At 73.3% G+C, this 21,087-nt stretch carries 15 protein-coding genes; 10 read left to right on the top strand and 5 right to left on the bottom strand.

What is annotated here, in order from left to right:
• Positions 1–27: 27 nt before the first annotated feature.
• From lipB to ACQP10_RS11340, 4 genes are all read left to right on the top strand, one after another.
• Positions 28–705: a lipoyl(octanoyl) transferase LipB gene (gene lipB, locus ACQP10_RS11355; RefSeq protein WP_189244613.1), complete on the top strand. Its 678-nt coding sequence runs from the start codon at positions 28–30 to the stop codon at positions 703–705.
• A 158-nt stretch (positions 706–863) separates the two neighbouring features.
• Positions 864–1,793 carry a lipoyl synthase gene (gene lipA / locus ACQP10_RS11350; protein ID WP_346020450.1) on the top strand — a complete coding sequence of 310 codons (930 nt, stop codon included), beginning with the start codon at positions 864–866 and terminating at the stop codon, positions 1,791–1,793.
• A 163-nt stretch (positions 1,794–1,956) separates the two neighbouring features.
• Positions 1,957–2,637 carry a DUF4191 domain-containing protein gene (locus tag ACQP10_RS11345; protein WP_179818585.1) on the top strand — a complete coding sequence of 227 codons (681 nt, stop codon included), beginning with the start codon at positions 1,957–1,959 and terminating at the stop codon, positions 2,635–2,637.
• 15 nt (positions 2,638–2,652) lie between these two features.
• On the top strand, positions 2,653–3,459 hold the full coding sequence (locus ACQP10_RS11340; RefSeq protein WP_346020451.1) for a class I SAM-dependent methyltransferase: 807 nt from the start codon (positions 2,653–2,655) through the stop codon (positions 3,457–3,459).
• Between the two features lie 33 nt (positions 3,460–3,492).
• Here ACQP10_RS11340 and ACQP10_RS11335 read toward each other — a convergent pair whose 3' ends face one another.
• Positions 3,493–3,954, bottom strand: a complete 462-nt coding sequence (locus ACQP10_RS11335; protein WP_346020452.1) for an RDD family protein — start codon at positions 3,952–3,954, stop codon at positions 3,493–3,495.
• Positions 3,955–4,215: 261 nt separating this feature from the next.
• Here ACQP10_RS11335 and glnA point away from each other — a divergent pair, with 261 nt between their 5' ends.
• The 3 genes from glnA to ACQP10_RS11320 all read left to right on the top strand — a co-directional run bounded on the left by glnA (position 4,216) and on the right by ACQP10_RS11320 (position 7,690).
• On the top strand, positions 4,216–5,640 hold the full coding sequence (gene glnA / locus ACQP10_RS11330) for a type I glutamate--ammonia ligase (RefSeq protein WP_433541323.1): 1,425 nt from the start codon (positions 4,216–4,218) through the stop codon (positions 5,638–5,640).
• Between the two features lie 322 nt (positions 5,641–5,962).
• A complete protein-coding gene (locus tag ACQP10_RS11325) occupies positions 5,963–6,739 on the top strand; it encodes a C40 family peptidase (RefSeq protein WP_433541895.1) in 777 nt (258 codons plus the stop codon).
• Positions 6,740–6,751: 12 nt separating this feature from the next.
• Entirely contained in the window at positions 6,752–7,690 is a 939-nt protein-coding gene (locus ACQP10_RS11320) for an LLM class flavin-dependent oxidoreductase (RefSeq protein WP_399499630.1), read from the top strand.
• A gap of 226 nt (positions 7,691–7,916) precedes the next feature.
• Here ACQP10_RS11320 and ACQP10_RS11315 read toward each other — a convergent pair whose 3' ends face one another.
• Together ACQP10_RS11315 and ACQP10_RS11310 are read right to left on the bottom strand one after the other, a co-directional pair.
• Positions 7,917–9,182, bottom strand: a complete 1,266-nt coding sequence (locus ACQP10_RS11315; RefSeq protein WP_389997845.1) for a hypothetical protein — start codon at positions 9,180–9,182, stop codon at positions 7,917–7,919.
• A 162-nt stretch (positions 9,183–9,344) separates the two neighbouring features.
• Entirely contained in the window at positions 9,345–12,395 is a 3,051-nt protein-coding gene (locus ACQP10_RS11310; RefSeq protein ID WP_433541322.1) for a bifunctional [glutamine synthetase] adenylyltransferase/[glutamine synthetase]-adenylyl-L-tyrosine phosphorylase, read from the bottom strand.
• A gap of 369 nt (positions 12,396–12,764) precedes the next feature.
• Between ACQP10_RS11310 and ACQP10_RS11305 the strand changes: the two genes are divergently transcribed.
• Positions 12,765–13,637, top strand: coding sequence for an alpha/beta hydrolase (locus tag ACQP10_RS11305; RefSeq protein WP_346020456.1), 873 nt, complete (start codon positions 12,765–12,767; stop codon positions 13,635–13,637).
• Positions 13,638–13,875: 238 nt separating this feature from the next.
• Here ACQP10_RS11305 and ACQP10_RS11300 read toward each other — a convergent pair whose 3' ends face one another.
• Positions 13,876–14,601 (bottom strand): PaaI family thioesterase, encoded by a 726-nt coding sequence (locus tag ACQP10_RS11300; protein WP_346020457.1) that lies wholly within the window; start codon positions 14,599–14,601, stop codon positions 13,876–13,878.
• A 432-nt stretch (positions 14,602–15,033) separates the two neighbouring features.
• Between ACQP10_RS11300 and ACQP10_RS11295 the strand changes: the two genes are divergently transcribed.
• Positions 15,034–19,203, top strand: coding sequence for a SpoIIE family protein phosphatase (locus ACQP10_RS11295; protein ID WP_346020458.1), 4,170 nt, complete (start codon positions 15,034–15,036; stop codon positions 19,201–19,203).
• Entirely contained in the window at positions 19,203–19,499 is a 297-nt protein-coding gene (locus tag ACQP10_RS11290) for an STAS domain-containing protein (RefSeq protein ID WP_346020459.1), read from the top strand. Before ACQP10_RS11295 ends, ACQP10_RS11290 begins: the two co-directional genes overlap by 1 nt.
• A gap of 91 nt (positions 19,500–19,590) precedes the next feature.
• Here the strand turns inward: ACQP10_RS11290 and ACQP10_RS11285 are convergent, their stop codons facing one another.
• Positions 19,591–20,952 (bottom strand): glutamine synthetase family protein, encoded by a 1,362-nt coding sequence (locus tag ACQP10_RS11285; protein ID WP_179818595.1) that lies wholly within the window; start codon positions 20,950–20,952, stop codon positions 19,591–19,593.
• Positions 20,953–21,087: the final 135 nt, after the last annotated feature.

The following is a 21,087-nucleotide window of genomic DNA, read 5'->3' as shown; positions in this document are numbered from 1 at the left end:
CGGGGCCGGGTCAACTACTCTTGGTACGTGAGTGACCTGGCGATAGTCCGTCTCGGTGTCGACTTCCCCTACGAACAGGCTTGGGATCTTCAGCGGCGGCTCCACGCCCGCCGGGTGGCCGGTGAGATCCCCGACACCTGCCTGCTGCTCGAACACGCGCCGGTCTACACGGCCGGCAAGCGCACCGCCCCCGGCGAACGGCCCACGGACGGCACCCCGGTCATCGACGTCGACCGGGGCGGCCGGATCACCTGGCACGGTCCCGGCCAGCTCGTCGGCTACCCCATCGTCAAGCTCGGCGGGCCGCTCGACGTGGCCTCCTACGTCCGGCTGCTGGAGGAGACCCTGCTCGGCGTCTGCGCCGACTTCGGGGTGCCCGCCGTACAGGTGCCGGGGCGCAGCGGCGTCTGGGTGGCCGGCGACCCCTCGCACGGCCTGCCGGACCGCCGGGTCGGCGCGGTGGGCATCCGGGTGTCGCGGGGCGTGACGATGCACGGGTTCTCGCTCGACTGCGCCAACGACCCGAGCTGGTACAACCGGATCGTCCCATGCGGGATCAGCGACGCCGGGGTGTCCTCGCTGTCGGCCGAGACCGGCCGCCGGATCGTGGTGGACGAGGTCACGCCGTACGCCGAGAAGCGCCTGGCCGAGGCGCTCGGCGCGCGGGCCTTCGAGCTGTTCGAGGAGGACCTCTTCCGCCCCTAGGCGCGCCGGTGGGGCGGCCCGGGAGGCGGGGCCGGGGAACCTCGGGCCGGGAGCGGGGTCCGAGGGCCCGATCCGCCGCGCGGGGCGGGCGGCGCGCCGCAGGTCGCCACGGGGTACCGGGTGCGTCCGCTGTCCGCCGGGGACATAAGCTGAATGGCGTGACCGTTGCTCCTGAAGGCCGAAAGCTCCTCCGCCTGGAGGTTCGCAACAGCCAGACCCCCATCGAGCGCAAGCCCCCGTGGATCAAGACCCGGCTGAAGACGGGCCCTGAGTACACCGAGCTGAAGTCGCTGGTGAAACGCGAGGGTCTGCACACGGTTTGCGAAGAGGCCGGCTGTCCTAACATCTACGAGTGCTGGGAGGACCGCGAGGCCACGTTCCTCATCGGCGGCGACCAGTGCACCCGGCGCTGTGACTTCTGCCAGATCGACACCGGAAAGCCCGCCGAGTACGACACCGACGAGCCGCGCAGGGTCGCCGAGTCGGTCCGGCAGATGGGCCTGCGCTACGCCACCGTGACCGGCGTCGCCCGCGACGACCTGCCCGACGGCGGCGCGTGGCTGTACGCCGAGACCGCCCGGCAGATCCACGCGACGGTGCCCGGCTGCGGCGTCGAGCTGCTGGTGCCCGACTTCAACGGCGACCAGGCCCAGCTGGAGGAGGTCTTCTCCGCCCGGCCCGAGGTGTTCGCCCACAACATCGAGACCGTGCCGCGGATCTTCAAGCGCATCCGCCCCGCGTTCCGCTACGAGCGGTCCCTGGAAGTGATCACCAAGGCCCGGCGGGCCGGTCTGGTGACCAAGTCCAACCTGATCCTCGGCATGGGCGAGGAGCGCGAGGAGGTCCTGCAGGCCATGCGCGACCTCCACGAGGCCGGGTGCGACCTGCTGACCGTCACCCAGTACCTCCGCCCCACCCCGCGCCACCACCCGGTGGACCGCTGGGTGAAGCCGGAGGAGTTCGTCGAGCTGCAGAAGGAGGCCGAGGCCATCGGCTTCGCCGGGGTCCTGTCCGGCCCGCTGGTCCGCTCCTCCTACCGCGCCGGCCGTCTGTACCAGCAGGCCATCGAGGCCCGCCAGAACGCCTGAGGCCGCCGTACGGCCCGCCGTACGGCTCCCGGCCGCGCCCGCCGTGTGCCCGCGTCACCGTGTACCCGCGGCGGCGCGGGCGGGGGCTGGGCGGGGGCCGGGCCGGTCGGCCATCAGGTCACGTTTTCATCTCTTGCCCACTCGATTTGTATCCTTCATAACTATGGCGAAGAAGCCCGAAGACCAAGAGCGCCCGGGGCGCGTCAAGCAGCTCCGCATGATCGCTCAGATCATCAAGCAGGCCAACCCCAAGGGGATGCCGATCGTCTACGCGTCGGCGCTCGGCACGCTTGTGCTGTTCGTCGTGCTCGGTCTGGTCACGGGCTGGTTCTGGTACCTCCTCCTCATCGGGGTGATGGCGGCCCTCATCGTCGGGCTGGTCGTCTTCGGCCAGCTCGCCCAGCGGGCCCAGTACTCCATGCTGCAGGGCCAGCCGGGCGCCGCCGCGGCGATCCTGCAGAGCATGCGCGGCAACTGGGAGGTGACCCCGGCCGTCGCGGTCAACCGCGACCAGGACATCGTGCACCGCGTGGTCGGCTACCCCGGCATCGTCCTGGTCTCCGAGGGGCCGGGCTCGCGGGTGCAGCGGATGCTCGTCGCGGAGAAGAAGCGCGTCCAGCGGGTCGCGCTCGACGTCCCGGTCTACGACATCCAGTCCGGTGACGGCGAGGGGCAGATCCCGATCGGCAAGCTGCAGCGGCACCTGATGAAGCTGCCGCGCAACCTCAAGAAGCCCGCCGTCTACGAGGTCAACAACCGGCTGAAGGCCCTCCCGCAGACGCTGCCGATGCCCAAGGGCCCGCTGCCGCGCGGCGGCCGGATGCCCCGCCCGAAGATGCGCTGACGGGCCGGCCCGCCGATGGACCTCGCAGGGGTGGCACGGCGCCGGGTGGACGCCGCCGGCACCTCCCGGGCCAACCGCGGCTGGTGGGACTCCGCCGCCGACGACTACCAGGCCGAGCACGGCGGGTTCCTGCGCGACGCGGGCTTCGTCTGGTGTCCGGAGGGCCTGGACGAGGCCGACGCGCGCCTGCTGGGCGACGTCGAGGGCAAGGACGTCCTGGAGATCGGCTGCGGAGCCGGGCAGTGCGGCCGGTGGCTGGCCGCGCGGGGCGCCAGGGTCGCGGCCTTCGACCTGTCCTTCCGCCAGCTCCAGCACTCCCGCCGGATCGACCTGGGCGGCGACGGCGGCGAGCCGCTGCCGGTGGTCCAGGCCGACGCCGAGGCCATGCCGTTCGCCGGGGAGTCGTTCGACCTGGCGTGCTCGGCGTACGGCGCGCTGCCGTTCGTCGCCGACGCCGGGGCGGTGCTCCGCGAGGCCCGCCGCGTGCTGCGTCCCGGTGGGCGCCTGGTCTTCTCGGTCAGCCACCCGATCCGCTGGGCCTTCCCCGACGACCCGGGCCCGCGCGGCCTGACCGCCGACCGGTCCTACTTCGACCGCTCCCCGTACGTGGAGATCGGCGACGACGGGCGGCCGTCCTACGTCGAGCACCACCGCACGCTGGCCGACTGGATCGGGCACGTCGTCGCCTCCGGGCTGGTCCTGGAGGGGCTGGTGGAGCCGGAGTGGCCGGACGGCCACGAGCGCGAGTGGGGCGGCTGGAGCCCGCTGCGCGGCCGCCACCTGCCGGGCACCGCGATCTTCAGCTGCGCCCGGCCCGCCTGACCGCCGCGCCGTACCCTTTCGGCGCCGCGGAGCTCAGATGCGCACGACCACGGTGCCGGCCGCGCGGTCGTGCAGGCCGCGCTGGTCGCGGTCCCAGATCATGGCCGGTACGGCCAGGCAGAGCAGCACGGTCCGCACCACCACGGAGAGGAAGGGCGGCCGTCCGCCGCCGAGCGCGGCGACCCGGATGCCGAGCAGGCGCATGCCGAGGGTCATGCCGATCGTGCCGACCAGCAGGATGTACTCGGCCGCCAGGACCAGGAGCGGGATCCAGCTTCCCTGGGTGGGGTCGATCCGCAGCAGCCCCTGGGTGATGGCCCAGGCGCAGATCAGCCAGTCGATCACCAGTGCGCCGAGCCTGCGGCCGAACCCCGCGACCGATCCGCTGCCGTGCTCGGGCAGGCCGAGCCGTTCCCCCGGGCGACCGAGGTCGACTCCTGCCGATCGGACGCCGCCGAGCCACGTCTGGGTCCAGCGGGGTTGCCTGCTGCTCATGCCCCAAAGGTATCCGCCCGCGCCGCCGCCCCCGAATCCGCCCGCGCCGGTCACCGGGACCGTACGGGCGAGGACGGACGAGAGTCGGCGACGGGACGTGAAACTCCGGCAAAAGTCGATGTATCAGCGCAACCGGGCGTGTCCGGGCGGCTACCGTGGACGGAGGTCGTGCTTAACATGAGTGAAACAGTCGAGACACGGAGTGGTAACGGCGCAGTCCTACGTTCGGCACTGTCAGCCCGTGTCCCTTGGGAGGTTCGCGTGTTCAACTCCGCCGACGACGTCCTGAATTTCATCAGGGACGAAGGCGTGCAGTTCGTCGACGTCAGGTTCACCGACCTGCCGGGGACGACGCATCACTTCACCTTCCCCGCGGAGAACTTCGGGGCCAGCGTCTTCACCGACGGTCTGATGTTCGACGGCTCGTCCATCCGCGGCTTCCAGGCCATCCACGAGTCGGACATGCTGCTGCTGCCCGACCCGTCCACCGCGGTCCTGGACCCCTTCCGGCAGCACAAGACGCTCAACATCAACTTCTTCGTGCACGACCCGCTGACGGGTGAGGCCTACAGCCGCGACCCGCGCAACGTGGCCCGCAAGGCGGAGGAGTATCTCAAGGGCACCGGCATCGCCGACACGGTCTACTTCGGCCCCGAGGCCGAGTTCTACATCTTCGACGACGTGCGGTTCGAGACCAGCGCCCACTCGAGCTTCTACCACATCGACTCCATCGAGGGCGCCTGGAACACCGGCAAGGCCCAGGACGGCGGCAACCTCGGCTACAAGCCGCGCTTCAAGGGCGGCTACTTCCCGGTGCCGCCGATGGACCACTTCACCGACCTGCGCTCGGAGATGGTGCGCCGCCTCATCGACGCCGGCGTCGAGGTGGAGATGCAGCACCACGAGGTCGGCACCGCCGGCCAGGCGGAGATCGACTTCCGCTTCAACACGCTGCTCAAGTCCGCCGACACGATGATGCTGTACAAGTACATCGTCAAGAGCACGGCGCAGGAGTACGGCCACACGGTCACGTTCATGCCCAAGCCGATCTTCGGGGACAACGGCTCCGGCATGCACTGCCACCAGTCGCTGTGGAAGGACGGCGAGCCGCTGTTCTACGACGAGGTGGGCTACGCCGGCCTGTCGGACACCGCCCGCTACTACATCGGCGGCCTGCTCAAGCACGCCCCGTCGCTGCTGGCCTTCACCAACCCGACGATCAACTCCTACCACCGCCTGGTCCCGGGCTACGAGGCGCCGGTCAACCTGGTCTACTCCCAGCGCAACCGCTCGGCGTGCATCCGCATCCCGATCACCGGGTCCAACCCCAAGGCCAAGCGCATCGAGTTCCGCGTGCCGGACCCGTCCTGCAACCCGTACTTCGCCTTCGCCGCCCAGCTCATGGCCGGCATCGACGGCATCCGCAACAAGATCGAGCCGCCCGAGCCGGTCGACAAGGACCTGTACGAGCTTCCGCCGGAGGAGGCCCGTGACATCCCGCAGGTGCCGGGCTCGCTGCCGGAGGTGCTGGCCGCGCTGGAGGCCGACCACGAGTACCTGCTGGAGGGTGGCGTGTTCACGCCGGACCTGATCGAGACCTGGATCTCCTACAAGCGTGAGAACGAGATCGACCCGCTGCGCCTGCGCCCGCACCCGCACGAGTTCGAGCTGTACTACGACGTCTGATCGGTCACCGCGCGGCCGGCCTCGCGAGGAGTGACGCGAGGCGGCGCCGCGAGGTCGTGGAATCGAAGAGCCCGTGGGAAGGCCGTGCGCCTTGCCACGGGCTCTTCGTTTGCTCCTCCGCTCCCGCCGATCCTCTCCCCTCCTCCTGACGGCTCCTCCCCTCCTCCTGATGGCTCCTCCCCTCCTCCTGATGGGCTCCTCCCCGCCCCCGATGGCTCCTCCCCCGGTTCGGGCGGGCCGGCGGAAGGGACGATCGAGCGCGACCGGCGAGTGGATTAGGCAGAATTGACCTGACTTGCGCCGAGGAGCGGGGGTGAGCGGGATGGCGCGGATCTCGCGGAACGACCCGGGCGACCGGGCCGCGGTGGACACGGCGCGGCCCGGAGGCGGCACCGGACGCCGCGATCCGGCGGCCTCGGCGGACCCGACGGCCGCAGGCGACCCGGACCGGCGCCGCAGGCGGGCGGTCGCGGCCGTGCTCGCCGGGGTCCTGGTGCTCACCAGCGGTTCCGCGCCGCTCCTGCCGGCCGCCCTGAACCGGGTGACGTCCATCGCCTTCTCGATCGAGGCCGGAGGCCACCGGCCGGGCTGGTCCGGCGGGTCGATCCCCTACTCCTGGGGCGGCGGCCACGACGCCGCACCCGGCCCCTCCTACGGCACCTGCCAGGGCTACACCGGCCGGATCCGGCCCTGCCCGGCCACCACGACCCTGGGCCTCGACTGCTCCGGGCTGGCCAGGTGGGTCTACCACCTGGCCTACGGCCGCGACGTCCTGGGGCCGGGCAACACCGACGACCACGTCAGACGGCTCACCCGGGTGCCGGCCGACCAGGCCCGCCCCGGCGACCTGGTGTTCTACGGCAAGGTCGGCAAGCGTACGGTGAAGACGCACCACGTCGGCATCTACGTCGGCGGGGGTGAGATGGTGAACGCGCTGCGGACCGGCACCGAGGTTCGGATCGACCCGGTCACCGCCGTCAAGGGGCTCGCCGGCTACTTCCGATACCTGCCCCCCTTGGGGCCCGAGGCGACCCCTCGGATCGGCGCCGTGGACCGTCCCGCCCTCCGTGACCGTCCGGGCGCCTTCCCGCTACGGTGAGGATCCGCGAAGATGATCTCAGGAGTCCCCATGCGCCTCGGCGTCATGTTCGACCGCGACCTCCCCCCGGAGACGCTCGTCCCCTTCTGCCGCCACCTCGACGCCACGGAGGTGGACGACGTCTGGGTGGTCGAGGACCTCGGCTGGACGGGGGCCGTCTCCTCGGCCGCCACCGCGCTCGCCGTGACCGGGCGGATCCGGGTCGGCATCGGGATCACCCCGGCTCCGCTGCGCAACCCGGTCCTGCTGGCCATGGAGCTGGGCAACCTGGCGCGCATGCATCCGAACCGGCTCGCCGCCGGGATCGGCCACGGCGTCCAGGACTGGATGCGGCGGGCGGGCGCGGCCGTGCCCTCGCCGCTGGCGCTGCTGGAGGAGACCGTCCTGGCGGTCCGGGCGCTGCTGCGCGGCGAGACGGTCACCACGCGGGGCCGGGCCGTACGGCTCGACGGGATGCGGCTGGTGCATCCGCCGGCCGTGCCGCCGCCGGTGCTCGCCGGGGTGATGGGACCGCGCTCACTGGAGCTGTCCGGGCGGGTGGCGCAGGGGACGATCCTGCCGGAGGGGTTCGGCCCCGAGCGGATCGCCGGAGCCCGTGAGCTGATCGGCGCCGGCGGGCAGGCCGCCGGTGACGGCCCGGACGGCGAGCACGGCTCGGACGGCGGTGACCGCCCGGACGGCGGCCACGAGGTGGCGGTGTTCACCCACCTGTACGTCGGCGACGACCCCGCGCGGGTCCGCGAGGCCGTCCGGCCCTCCGCCGAGGAAACGGCGTCGTTCCTGGGCATCGCCCCGGACGAGGCGCCGATGGCCGCGGGCACGGCCGAGGAGGCCGCCGAGCACGTCAGGGCGCTGTGGGCCGCGGGGGCCGGCACGGTGGTGCTCCGCCCGATCGGCGACGACCCTCTGGTCCACGTGGACCGGATCCTGGCGGCGCTGCGGGGCCGCTGACCCGCCCGGCGCGGAGACACCACGACGGCTGGCCCGCCCGGCGCGGAGACACCACGACGGCTGGCCCGCCCGGCGCGGAGACACCACGACGGCTGGCCCGTCCGGCGCGGAGACACCACGGGGACGGCCGCCGGAACCGCGGGGAACCGTCTCGGGCCGCCGCTGCCGTACCGGCCCTATCCGGAGCGGCGGCCGCGCCTGCCTGGCCGCCGTGGCCGTACCGGCCCTATCCGGAACGGCGGTCGCGCAGGCCGGTCAGGCGGCGCAGGACGTCCCACCAGAAGGACGCGCCGAACAGCAGGGCGACCACGGTGATCAGGTATCCGGGCCAGTGGCCGGGGCTGATCAGCCGGTCCCACCACGAGGCGCCGTTCCAGTTGAAGGAGGGGTCGCGCTCGCCGTCCGGGGGGATCGTCACGCTCACCAGGGAGTGGTCGAAGATCTTGACCAGCGCCGGCGAGCTGAACGCCTCGGTCACGCAGTCGTACGGCTCGGCGGTGCCGGACACGGCGCACTTCTCCCGCAGCGCCGCGAGGCCCTCGCCGCCGCCTCCGGCGATGGCGGCCACCCCCGCCCGGTAGGCGTTGTCGCGCAGCAGGGTCTTGCCGTACTCCAGGGAGTCCATGCCGAACACCAGCGTCAGCGCCAGCGCGAGGACGAAGATCACCCACTTGACGTAGCGGCGGTACAGCCCGGACAGCCGTTCCATCTCGCCGTCGAACCAGTTCTCCACGCCCTTGCGGAACCGGCCGAGGTCGCGCTGGGCGCTCTCCCAGACGCCCCGCAGGTGGCCGGCCAGCGGGCTGCCGATGGCCTCCAGCTTGGCGAGCAGGCCCTCGACCCCGCCCTCCTCGGCGGCGACCAGCTCCATCACCGCCCCGGAGAACCGCTCGGGCGGGATGTCGGAGATGCTGGTCCGCGCGCCCTTGGGGTGGTCGATCTCGCGCAACCGCTCGTACAGGCGCTCGGTCATGTCCACCCGCGGGGCGGGCCCGGAGTCGGCGGCGGACACGGGATCACCGGTGGACGCGGGAACGCCGGCGGACACGGCGTCCGCGGCGGGCGCCGTCCCCGCGGGCGCGGCACCGGTGGCGGGCGCTGGATCGGCGGGCGCGGCACCGGTGGCGGACGCTGGATCGGCGGGCGCGAGGTCGACGGGGTCGGGGTCGGCGGGCGTGGGCCCGGAGACGGACACGGCGTCGGGCGCGACGCCGGCGGGCACCGGCTCGACGACCGGTGGCGCGGGCTCCGCCTCGTGGCGGGGGCGCGGGTCGGCGCCGGAGAACGGCAACCGGGCGAAGACGTCCGTCACCTTCGCCGGAACCCATGACCGGCCGTCCCCCCGGCCGCCGTCCAGGGTGTCGCGGAGGTAGGCCCACAGGAACTTGCTACGGATGCCGAACAGCCGGACGAGGGCCTCGTTGGCTCCGCTCACCATGAGCGAGAGGAACAGGAAGGCAAGCACCAGGCCGATGGCCAGGTCGATGTACACCGATATCAATGTGGATCACCCGCACCGTTGATACACGTCCGTCCCACGGGGCGCAATGGGATCGGCGAAAGAGACGGGGACGACCGGGAGCGGCCACAACGAACCCTCGCCCCGGGACACCACCCCGGGACGGCCCGCGGGCCCGATGTCCGGCGGCGTCGGTCAGTCCTCGTAGAAAGCCCGTTCCATGACGCGCCGGGCGCGGCGGGTGACGCGGCGGTAGTCCTCCACGAAGTCCTCGGTGCCGTCCGGCGGGTAGCCCAGGGCCTGGGAGATGAGCGCGCGCTCGCGGACGTCCACCGGGATGGAGTCGGCGGCCCTGCCCCTGACCAGGACGATGGCGTTGCGGACGCGCGAGGCGAACCGCCACGCCTCGGCGAGCGCGGCCTCGTCGTCGGACGGCAGCAGGTCCTCGGCGACGGCGGCGCGCAGCGCCTCCAGGGTGCGGGTGGTCCGCAGCGACGGCAGCCGCCCGGCGTGACGGAGCTGGAGGAGCTGGGCCACCCACTCCACGTCGGACAGCCCGCCCGGGCCGAGCTTGGTGTGCAGGGCCGGGTCGGCGCCGCGCGGCAGCCGCTCGGCCTCCATACGAGCCTTGAGTCTGCGGATCTCCCGCACGGCGGTGTCGGGGATGCCGTCGGCCGGGTAGCGCAGCGGGTCGGCCAGCTCCAGGAAGGCGGTGCCGAGCGAGGCGTCGCCGGCCGAGAGCCTGGCCCGTAGCAGCGCCTGCGACTCCCACGGCGACGACCAGCGCCGGTAGTAGGCGGCGTAGGAGGCGAGGGTGCGCACCAGCGGCCCCTGACGGCCCTCGGGGCGCAGGTCGGGGTCGATGAGCAGCGGCGGGTCGGGGGCGGGCAGCGCCAGCAGGCGCCGCAGCTCGTTGGCCACCGCGTGGGCGCCGGCGGTGGCTTCCCGCTCGGCGACGCCCTCCAGGGGCGAATGGACGAACATCACGTCCGCGTCGCTGCCGTAGGAGGGCTCGGCACCGCCGAGACGGCCCATGGCGATCACCGCGAACCTCGTGCCCAGCGGGGCACGCCGTTCCATCTCGACCTTGTCGATCGCGGCGTCCAGTGCGGCCTGGAGGGTGGCGTCGTTCAGCGCCGACAGCGCCTGGCCGACCCGTTCGACGTCGAGGTGCCCGGTGAGGTCGGCGACGGCCGTACGGAACAGCTCGCGGCGGCGCAGGCCGCGCACCGCGGCGACCGCGTTCTCGGCCGTCGTCTGGCGGCCCGCCGTGACCCGCGCCTCGCTCAGCAGCGCCTCCGGGAGGCGGGGGGCCAGTTCGGTGTCCGAGCCGAGCATCGCCACCGCCTCGGGGGCGTTCAGCAGCAGCCCGGTGGCGTAGCGGCTGGTGCCCAGCAGCCGGGCGAGCCGCTCGGCCACCGCAGTCTCGTCGCGCAGCAGCCGCAGGTACCACGGGGTGGTGCCGAGTTCGTCGGAGACCCGCCGGAAGCCCAGCAGCCCGGCGTCGGGGTCGGGGGCGTCGGCGAACCAGCCGAGCATGACCGGCAGCAGGGTCCGCTGGATCGCCGCGCGACGGGAGACGCCGCTGGTGAGGGCGCTGATGTGGCGCAGCGCCCCGGCGGGGTCGGTGTAGCCGAGCGCCTCCAGCCTCGCCTGGGCCGCGGTGGCCGACAGCCGCGTCTCGGACTCGGGCAGCCGGGCCACGGCCAGCAGCAGCGGCCGGTAGAACAGCTTCTCGTGCAGCCGCCGGGCCTCCATGGCGTGCCGCCGCCAGCGGGCGGTGAACGCCTCCACCGGGTCACCGGCCATGCCCAGCGCCCGGCCCAGCCGCCGCAGGTCGGCGGGGTCGGCGGGCACGACGTGGGTACGGCGCAGCCGGTGGAGCTGGAGCAGGTGCTCGACCCGGCGCAGGAACGCGTACGCCTCGGCGAGGGTCCTGGCGTCGTCGCGGCCGACGTAGCCGCCGCGGGACAGGGCGGCGAGCGCGGGGAGCGTGGCGCGGCGGCGCAGCAGCGGGTCCAGGCGGCCGTGGACGAGCTGGAGGAGCTGGACGGCGAACTCGATGTCGCGCAGGCCCCCGGGTCCCAGTTTGAGCTGGCGTTCGGCGGCCTCGCCGGTGTCCCTGCGGACGTGGTCCTCGACGCGGCGGCGCATGGCCTGCACGTCCTCGACGAACTTCTCGCGGGTGGCGGCCTGCCAGACCATCTCGTTCGCCGCCTCGACGTACCGCTCGCCGAGCTCGGTGTCGCCGGCGACCGGGCGGGCCTTCAGCAGCGCCTGGAACTCCCAGGTCTTGGCCCAGCGCCGGTAGTAGGCCAGGTGGCTGGCGAGGGTGCGGACCAGCGGTCCGGCCTTGCCCTCGGGGCGCAGCGCGGCGTCCACCTCCCACAGCGCGCCCTCGGGGGTGGTGGCCGAGCAGGCCCGCATCATGCCCTGGGCCAGGCGGGTGGCGTGCCGGACCGCCTCGGTCTCGTCGCCGCCCTCCTCGGCCGGTTCGGCGACGAAGACGACGTCGACGTCGCTGATGTAGTTCAGCTCGCGGGCCCCGCACTTGCCCATCCCGATGACGGCCAGCCGTACCGCTTCGGAGCCGGGGTGCTCGGCCCGCGCGACGGCGAGGCCCGCCTCCAGCGCGGCCCCGGCCAGGTCGGACAGCTCGGAGGTGACCTCCGCGAGGGAGGCGGCGCCGGTGACGTCGCGGGCGGCCAGGTGGAGCAGCCGGCCGCGGTAGGCGGCGCGCAGCGCCGACAGCGTCTCGGTGCCGTGTCCGGCCGCGCGGGGCCGGGGGTCGCCGGGGTCGGCGCCGACCGCGCGCAGCAGCCCGGCCCGCAGGTCCCGGGAGGCGGGGCGCCGTACGGCCCGCTCGCCGGCGAGGAGGGCGACGTGCTCGGGGTGCCTGACCAGGTGGTCGCCGAGGGCGGCGCTGACGCCGAGGACGCCGAGCAGCCTCGCGCGCAGGCCCGGGTCGGCGCGGAGCGCGCCGAGGAGGCCGGGGGCGGCGGGACCGCTCGGGTCCCCGGAGCCGCTCGGGTATCCGAGACCGCCGGAGTCTCCGGGGCCGCCGGGGTCCCGCTCGACGAGCCGGGTGAGGGAGGTGAGGGCCAGGTCGGGGTCGGCCGTGCCGACCAGGGCGTCGAGCAGGTCCAGGTCACCGGCCGCCTCGGGTCCCAGCTCACCGAGCAGCCGCTCGGCCCTGGCTCCGTCGGCGAAGCCGAGCCGGGCCAGCCGCCCGGCGGTCGTCTGCATGCGTGGCACGGTCCCCACCGGCCCTCCGTCGTCTCACGGTCACAAGTCGTCTTCACGATCACGAGCCGTCTCACGGTCACGAGTCGTCTCATGGTCACGAGCAGTTTTCACGGTCACGAGTCGTTTCACGGTCACGAGTCGTCTCATGGTCACGAGCAGTCTTCACGGTCACGAGCGCGGATGACGCCCCGATGGTCCGCCCCGGCGGCCGGAGACGCACGGCGGTGACCTTCAGGACCTCATGACCGGATCTTACGGCGCAGCGCCGCGAGTCCCCGATGCCGCTTTTCGGGGGATCGTGATGACCGGACGGTGACCGGGGTGGCAGACTGGCCGGAACCTGGGTTCCGAGGAGAGCGTGGTGAGCCGGTGAGCGCTGTGAGTCCCGTCTTCGGCGAGGTCGCGGTCCCCGGCGGCGCGCTGCGCGTCGCGCGGTTCGGCACCGGGCCGCGCGTGGTCGTGGCGGTGCACGGCATCACCGCCTCCCTCATGTCCTGGGGCGCCGTCGCCCGGCGACTGCCGGCCGGCTGGTCGCTCGTCGCGATGGACCTGCGGGGCCGCGGCCACAGCGCCGATCTCCCCGGCCCGTACGGCCTGCCCCACCACGCCGAGGACGTGAACCTGGTGGCCGACTCGGTGGGCGCGGCGCGGGACATCGTGCTGACCGGCCACTCGATGGGCGCCTACGTCGCCGCCCTCGCCGCGGCCGGCCGCGACTACGCGAAGGTCGTGCTGATCGACGGCGGGCTGCCGCTGCCGCAGGCCCCGGGCGCCGACCCCGACGCGGTGCTCGCCGCCACGCTCGGCCCGGCCCTCACCCGGCTGGAGCGGACTTTCCCCAGCGTCGAGGCGTACGTGGACTTCTTCCGCGCCCACCCGGCCTTCGCGGGCGCCTGGCGGCCGGAGGTGGAGGAGTACGTCCGCTACGACGCGACCGGCCCGGAGGGGGCCGTGCGCTCGCGGGTCCAGGCGGAACCGGTCCGCCGGGACGGCCGGTGGCTGCTCACCGAGGGAGAGGCGATCGGCGACGCGCTGCGTGCGGCGCGGTCGCCGCTGTCGCTGCTGCGGGCGCCGCGCGGGCTGCTGGACCAGCCGGTCGGCATGCTGCCCGAGGAGGTCGCGGCCGTCTGGGCCGGGCGGCTGCCGGGGCTGCGCGACGAGGTGGTCGACGACTGCAACCACTACACGATCCTGTTCGACGACCGCTGCGCCTCGCTGGTCGCCGACCGGCTGACCCGCTGATCCGCGGGCACGGAGTCTCCCGGAACGGTCCCCGCGCCGGGGCGCCGCCGGCCGGTGGGGCGGTTCCGGCGGGGTATGGCCGCGCCCGCCTCCGGGAGCGGGCCGCCCGCGCTCTCTGAGGACGGCCGCCCGCCGCGACGGCGGCGGGCGGGTCGAGCGGCCCGGAAAACCAGACGGCCCGGAAAACCAGACGTTCCGGAGGGATCAGGCGGTCTGGAGGATCCGGCTGTACGGCGGATCAGGCGGGGGCGATCCAGGTGGCCTTGGCGGCGGCGACCAGGGTGCCGTCCACCTCGTACACGGCGCTCTCACCGAAGATCTTGCGGCCCTCGCGGCCGGTGGCGCGGGCCACCACGGAGTAGGTGCCGCCGGGGTAGACGCGGCGGTGGACCCGCGCGGTGAGGCGGCCGAGCAGGGCGAACTCGCCGGGCTTGAAATGCGCCCAGCCGGTGGCGCAGTCGAGCGCGGCCCAGACGATCGCGTCAGGGACGACGCCGTCGGTGTCGGTGACGGTCATCGGCACCCGCCAGCCGGCGGCCACCAGGCCGGTGTCGGCCACCGGGCCGGGGAAGATCCGCAGGCCGTCGCCGGGCGTGCGCAGACCGCAGGAGAAGCAGCCGGGGAAGGCGTGGGCGGTGAAGCCGGCGAAGCCGCCCTCGGCGCGGGCCGCCTCGTTGAACGGCACGAACCCCGGGGCGTCGAGCTCCTCGGCGACCGAGATGGCCTCCACCAGGAGGGTGCCGTCGTGGGTGAGGGTGGCGGTGTTGGCCAGGTGGCGCAGCTCCAGCTCGGTGTCGAGCGGGGTGGGCGCGTGCAGCGTGACCTCGACGGCCGAGTCGTGCCGGGCGCCGTGCAACGCCTCGGTGACCGTGCCCGCGATCCATCCGCCGTTCGCGGTGCCCTCCGGCCCGCGGAAACGCGCCGGAACGGTCAGCACGGTCTGCAGCTCGGCAGCCGTCGTCATGCCGCACCTCCTATTGCCTTCACGGCGATTGGTTCGTTAAGAAATCGTTTTAAACGGACCGACCGATTTTACCGGAGCCATCGCGTACCCGCCGAATCAGGGGTCCGTGACGTCCCGCCGGTCACGGGCGTTCCCGGCCGCGGGGCGGTCGGCGGGTCTCGCCGGGAGACGCGGATCGCGGCGGCACGGGAGGGCAAGGATAGGGCACCGTGCGGTACTTCCGCGGCCGGATTCCGCACTTCGGTGAGATATGCTGCCCGTCACCGTCGCCTCACCAATGCCCTGGTTTATGCAGATTCGTCCGGTGGACGGTCAGCCGGCCCCGCAGGCCGCGCCACCGATCTCCGCAGGCGGGGACGGCGCCTGTCGTGCGGCGGCACGGTGACGAACCCGGCGCGCGAGGCTGGGCCCGGCGCGAAGAAAGGGTGTCAGATGACGCACCGCGACGACGCTGAGCACGGACCGGTGAGAGCTGCCGGGGCTCAGGTGTTCGCCGCCGACGACGAGGTCGGCGAAAACCTGGCGGTGGTGGACTGGCGGGCGACCCCGCTCGGGCCGCCGGCCGAGTGGCCGCAGAGCCTGCAGACGGCGGTGAGCATCCTGCTGGCGTCCCGGTTCCCCATGTGGATGGCGTGGGGGCCGCAACTGACCTTCTTCTGCAACGCCGCCTACCGCCGCGACACCCTGGGCCGGAAGTACCCGTGGGCGCTGGGCCGGCCGGCCGACGAGGTGTGGGCGGAGATCTGGGGCGACATCGGCCCGCGGATCGACACCGTGCTGTCCACGGGGAAGGCGACCTGGGACGAGGCCCTGCTGCTGTTCCTGGAGCGGGCCGGCTACCCGGAGGAGACCTATCACACGTTCTCCTACAGCCCCCTCAGGGACGACGCCGGCACGGTGGTCGGCATGCTGTGCGTCGTCAGCGAGGACACCGATCGGGTCATCGGCGAGCGGCGGATGGCGACGCTGCGGGACCTCGGCTCCGATCCGAGTGTGGTCCGCACCGAGCAGGAGATGCTGGCCTTCGCCTGCCGCCAGCTCGGCCGCAACCTGCAGGACCTTCCGTTCACGCTGACCTACCTGCTCGACGACGGCTGCGCGCGGCTGGCGGGGACGACCGGGATCCCCGCCGGGCACCCGGTCGCCCCGGCCACCCTGCCGCTCGACGATCCGGACGGGATGTGGCCCACGGCGGCGCCGACCCGCGGGGAGCCGGTGCTCGTGGCACTCGGCGGTGACGCGTTCACCGACCTCCCGTCCGGGGACTGGACGGAACCGCCCACGCAGGCGCTGGTGGTGCCGCTGCTGCAGCAGGGCGGCACGCCGTACGGATTCCTGGTGGCCGCGCTCAACCGGTACCGGCCCCTGGACGACGCCTACCGCGGGTTCATCGAGCTGGCCGCGGGACATGTCGCGGCGGGGATCGCCAGCGCCCGCAGCTACCAGGCCCAGCAGCGGCGAGCCGAGGAGCTGGCCGAGCTGGACCGCGCGAAGACCGTCTTCTTCTCCAACATCAGCCATGAGTTCCGCACCCCCCTGACGCTGATCATGGGGCCGGTGGAGGAGCTGCGCACCCGGCTGCAGGGGGCCGACGCGCAGGTGCGCGACGAACTGGAGGCCATCCACCGCAACGGACTGCGGCTGGGCAAGCTGGTCAACACCCTCCTGGACTTCTCCCGCATCGAGGCCGGCCGGATGCGGGCCCACTACGAACCCGTCGACCTGGCCGCGGTCACCGCCGAGCTGGCCAGCCTCTTCCGCTCCGCCGTGGACAGGGCCGCCCTGGAGTTCCGGGTCGACTGCGCCCCCACGGACGAGCCGGTGTACATCGACCGCGGCATGTGGGAGAAGGTGATCCTCAACCTCCTCAGCAACGCCCTGAAGTTCACCTTCGAGGGCTCGATCGGCGTCACGGTGCGCGGGGAGGGCGACCACGCGGTGGTGACCGTCACCGACACGGGCATCGGCGTCCCGGCCGAGGAGCTGCCGCGGCTGTTCGAGCGGTTCCACCGCATCGACAACGCCCGCTCGCGGTCCAACGAGGGAAGCGGCATCGGACTGGCCCTCGTCCGGGAGCTGGTCGGCCTGCACGGCGGCACCATCGTCGCCGACAGCGCCGAGGGCGAGGGCACCCGCTTCACGATCAGCCTGCCGTTCGGCTCCGCGCACCTGCCCCCCGAGGCGGTCGGGACGGCCGCCGACTCCGCCGCCGCGGGCTCCGCCGCCGCCGCCCCCTACGTCCAGGAGGCGCTGCGCTGGCTGCCGGCGGACGACGCCGCGTTCACCGCGGACGCCGCGGAGACGCCGCCCCACGACGCCTCCGCCTCCCCCGGCGCCGGCCCGGCCGCTTCGGCGCGGGTGCTGGTCGCCGACGACAACGCCGACATGCGCGACTACCTCGTCCGTCTTCTCAAGGGCGCCGGATACCTCGTCAGCACCGCGGGCGACGGGTGGGATGCCCTGGACGCCATCCGCGCCGACGCGCCCGACCTCGTGGTCAGCGACGTGATGATGCCCCGCATGGACGGCCTGGCCCTGGTCTCGGCGCTGCGCAGCGACCCGCGCACCGCGGCCGTCCCCGTCCTGCTGCTGTCGGCGCGGGCGGGCCAGGAGGAGTCCATCGAGGGCCTCCGGGCCGGAGCCGACGACTACCTGGTCAAGCCGTTCGCCGCCGCGGAGCTGCTCGCCCGGGTGCGGGCCAACATGGAGATGGCGCGCCTGCGCCAGCACCAGGCCCGCTGGCGCACCGCCCTGGTGGACTCGCTGCAGGAGGCGTTCTTCGTCTGCGACGAGAACGGCGCCGTCGTCGAGATCAACAGCGCGTTCACCGACGTCCTCGGCTACGGCCCGGAGGACCTGCCCTACGCGCCCATCCACCCGTGGTGGCCGGACGCCGACACCGACCCGGAGGCCCACCGGCAGGTCGCCGACGCCTTCTCCGACCTTCTCGGCCGCGACAAGGGCGGCTACACCATCCCCGTCATCCACCGCGACGGGCACCGGGTGTGGGTCAGCGCCAGCTTCAACCACGCGCAGGACCCCGACACCGGGCGCCGCGTCGTCGTCGGCACGTTCCGCGACGTCACCGCCGAGCACTACGCCATCCAGCGTGAGAGCGCCCTCGCCTCGCTGAGCACGACCCTGTCCCGGGCCGTGAGCCTCCCCGACGCGCTGGCCGGCGCCCTGCGGGAGCTGCACGGCCTGTGGCGCGCCCGGTGCGTGCTGGCCGCCGTCTTCGACGGCGACGAGCCCACCCTGACCGCCACCGACGAGTCGATGAGCTGGCACGGGCTCTCCGCCGAACACCGCCGGGCGCTCGCCGGCCTGCGGGAGCGGCCTCCGCTGGCTCCCGTCGCCGACCGCACCGGGATGGGAGTCCTGCTGGAGCATCCCGAGGGCCCGCTGGCGCTGTGGGTCGATCTGGGCGGCCACCGGCCCTTCACCGGCGAGGACCAGTTGCTGCTGTCGCTGCTGGCCGGATATCTCGCCCAGGGTCTGGTCCGCGCCCACCAGATCGACCAGCAACGCGAGACGGCGATCGCGCTGCAGCGCGCCATCCTCGGTCCCGCCCGGCTTCCCGACGGGTTCGCCGTCCGCTACGAGCCCGCCACCCGCCCCCTGGAGGTCGGCGGCGACTGGTACGACACCATCACCCTGCCCGACGGGCGCATCGGCATCGTCGTCGGCGACTGCGTCGGGCACGGCGTGGAGGCCGCCGCCGTCATGGGGCAGCTGCGAAGCGCGTGCCGCGCGCTGCTCCTGCAGGACGCCAGTCCGGCCCGCACCCTCATGGCCCTGGACCACTTCGCCGCCGGCGTCCCCGGCGCGAAGTGCACCACCGCCTTCTGCGGCGTCCTCGACCCGGTGACCGGGCTCCTGACCTACTCCAGCGCCGGGCACCCGCCGGGCATCCTCGCCCACCCCGACGGCACCACCAGCCTGCTCGACGGCGGGCGTTCCATTCCCCTGGCCGCCCGGCCGGGCAGGGCCCGCCCCGAGAGCGAGACCGTCATCCCCGCCCGCGCCACGCTCATGCTGTACACCGACGGCCTGGTCGAGCGTCGCCGTCACCCGCTGGACGCGGGCATCGACCGGGCCAGCCGGGCCGTCCAGGACGGCCGGGACGCCGCCGTCGACGATCTCGCCACGCAGGTGATGAGCCGCCTGGCGCCCGCCGACGGCTACAACGACGATGTCGCCCTGCTGCTCTACCGCCACCCCACGCCGCTGGAGGTGTCCTTCCCCGCCGAGTCGTCCCAGCTCGCACCCGTCCGCAGCGCGCTGCGGAACTGGCTCGCCCAGTGCGACCTGCCCGCCCAGACCATCCAGAACGTCCTCGTCGCCGCCGGTGAGGCGTGCGCCAACGCCATCGAGCACGGCCACCGCCACGCCCCCGGCGACATCGTCCGCCTGAGGGCCGAGGCGTTCGTCGACAACCTGCGCCTCACCGTCGCCGACAGCGGCCGATGGAAACTTCCCCGGCCCGAGGCGAACGCCCACCGCGGCCGCGGCGTCGCCCTGATGCGCGCCATGATGCAACAGGTCACCATCACGCCCGGCCCGTCCGGCACCACCGTCGACATGCTCATGAGGATCGCCTGATGACCACGCCCCTTACCCTCACCCCCGGACACCGCCCGGACGGGGTCGCCCTCCTGACCGTCGCCGGTGAGATCGACATGAGCAACACCGACGTTCTCGCCGCCGCCCTCGACCGCGCCCCGGGCCCCCTGGTCCTCGACCTGACCGACGTCGAGTATCTCGACAGCGCGGGCCTGAGCGTCCTGTTCACCCACGCCGACCGCATCACGGTCATCGCCAACGACCTGCTGTCCCCCGTCCTGGCCATCTCGGGGCTCGCCGAGCTCGCCACCGTCCACGACAGAAGACCCGAGTAGGCGCGCGCCAGGGGCCCCGCCGGCGTCGCCGGCCGGGCCCCTGGGCCGTGGGACCCCGCCGGTGGTACGCCGGGCCGGGGAGCCCCGCCGGTCAGAGCACCGGCAGGTAGCGGCCCAGCTCGAACTCGGTGACCTGGCGGCGGTAGTCGCGCCACTCGGCGCGCTTGTTGCGCAGGAAGTAGTCGAAGACGTGCTCGCCGAGGGTCTCGGCGACCAGCTCGCTGTGCTCCATGACCGAGATGGCCTCGTCCAGCGACTGCGGCAGCGGGCGGATGCCCAGCGCCCGGCGCTCGGCCGAGGTCAGCGCCCAGACGTCGTCCTCGGCGCCGGGGGGCATCTCGTAGCCGTCCTCGATGCCCTTCAGCCCGGCGGCCAGGATCACCGCGAAGGCGAGGTAGGGGTTGCAGGCCGAGTCCAGGGAGCGGAACTCGATGCGGGTCGAGCCGCCCTTGTGCGGCTTGTACATCGGCACCCGCACCAGGGCCGAGCGGTTGTTGTGGCCCCAGGAGATGTAGCTCGGCGCCTCGCCGCCGGCCCCGGCGATCGCCTCGGCGCCGCCCCACAGCCGCTTGTAGGAGTTGACCCACTGGTTGCACACGGCGGTGATCTCCGCGGCGTGCGCGAGCAGGCCGCCGATGAAGGAACGGCCGACCTTGGAGAGCTGGTACTCCGCGCCGGGCTCGTAGAAGGCGTTGCGGTCGCCCTCGAACAGCGACATGTGGGTGTGCATGCCCGAGCCGGGCTGCTCGGTGAAGGGCTTGGGCATGAAGCTCGCCCAGATGCCCTGCTCCAGCGCGACCTCCTTCATGACCAGGCGGAACGTCATGATGTTGTCGGCGGTGGTCAGCGCGTCGGCGTAGCGCAGGTCGATCTCCTGCTGGCCGGGGCCGCCCTCGTGGTGGCTGTACTCGACGGAGATGCCCATCGACTCCAGCATCATGATCGCGTTGCGCCGGAAGTCGTGGCCGGAGCTGTGCGGGGTGTGGTCGAAGTAGCCGCCGTCGTCGATCGGCTCGGGACGGGCGCCCTTCTGCGGCCGTTCCTTCAGCAGGAAGAACTCGATCTCGGGGTGGGTGTAGAAGCTGAACCCCATGTCGGAGGCCTTGGCCAGGGTGCGCTTGAGCACCCAGCGCGGGTCGGCGTGGGAGGGTGACCCGTCCGGCATGAGGATGTCGCAGAACATCCTGGCCGCGCCCGGCATCTCGCTGCGCCAGGGCAGGATCTGGAACGTCGAGGGGTCGGGCTTGGCGAGCATGTCCGACTCGTAGACCCGGGCGAAGCCCTGGATCGAGGAGCCGTCGAAGCCGATGCCCTCGGCGAATGCCCCCTCCAGCTCGGCGGGTGCGATGGCCACCGACTTGAGGAAGCCCAGCACGTCGGTGAACCACAGCCGGATGAACCGGATGTCGCGTTCCTCAAGGGTGCGGAGAACGAACTCCTGCTGGCGGTCCACGGCTCCTCCTCCATTACCGACCGGGTGCGACACTCCTGGCCGCGTATCAGTCTGCCCGCTTGGTGTTTCGCACACGTTACGAGAAGAGCGGCGGGAAGGCGCATCGGCCGCACCGCCCGCGGGCCCGGCGACTGG

The sequence above is a fragment of the Streptosporangium sandarakinum genome (assembly GCF_050942225.1).
Classification (GTDB): Bacteria; Actinomycetota; Actinomycetes; order Streptosporangiales; family Streptosporangiaceae; genus Streptosporangium; species Streptosporangium nondiastaticum.
Note: the sequence above shows the minus strand (reverse complement) of the source record. Positions and strands in the feature narration are given on the sequence as shown.

What these genes read in the sequence shown, in the direction of transcription:
- ACQP10_RS11345 (WP_179818585.1), top strand. Translation starts at nt 1,957, where the DNA reads ATGGCGAAGAAGCCCGAAGACCAAGAGCGCCCGGGGCGCGTCAAGCAG.
- ACQP10_RS11340 (WP_346020451.1), top strand. Translation starts at nt 2,653, where the DNA reads ATGGACCTCGCAGGGGTGGCACGGCGCCGGGTGGACGCCGCCGGCACC.
- ACQP10_RS11335 (WP_346020452.1), bottom strand. Translation starts at nt 3,954, where the DNA reads ATGAGCAGCAGGCAACCCCGCTGGACCCAGACGTGGCTCGGCGGCGTC.
- ACQP10_RS11325 (WP_433541895.1), top strand. Translation starts at nt 5,963, where the DNA reads ATGGCGCGGATCTCGCGGAACGACCCGGGCGACCGGGCCGCGGTGGAC.
- ACQP10_RS11320 (WP_399499630.1), top strand. Translation starts at nt 6,752, where the DNA reads ATGATCTCAGGAGTCCCCATGCGCCTCGGCGTCATGTTCGACCGCGAC.
- ACQP10_RS11310 (WP_433541322.1), bottom strand. Translation starts at nt 12,395, where the DNA reads ATGCAGACGACCGCCGGGCGGCTGGCCCGGCTCGGCTTCGCCGACGGA.
- ACQP10_RS11300 (WP_346020457.1), bottom strand. Translation starts at nt 14,601, where the DNA reads ATGACGACGGCTGCCGAGCTGCAGACCGTGCTGACCGTTCCGGCGCGT.
- ACQP10_RS11295 (WP_346020458.1), top strand. Translation starts at nt 15,034, where the DNA reads ATGACGCACCGCGACGACGCTGAGCACGGACCGGTGAGAGCTGCCGGG.
- ACQP10_RS11290 (WP_346020459.1), top strand. Translation starts at nt 19,203, where the DNA reads ATGACCACGCCCCTTACCCTCACCCCCGGACACCGCCCGGACGGGGTC.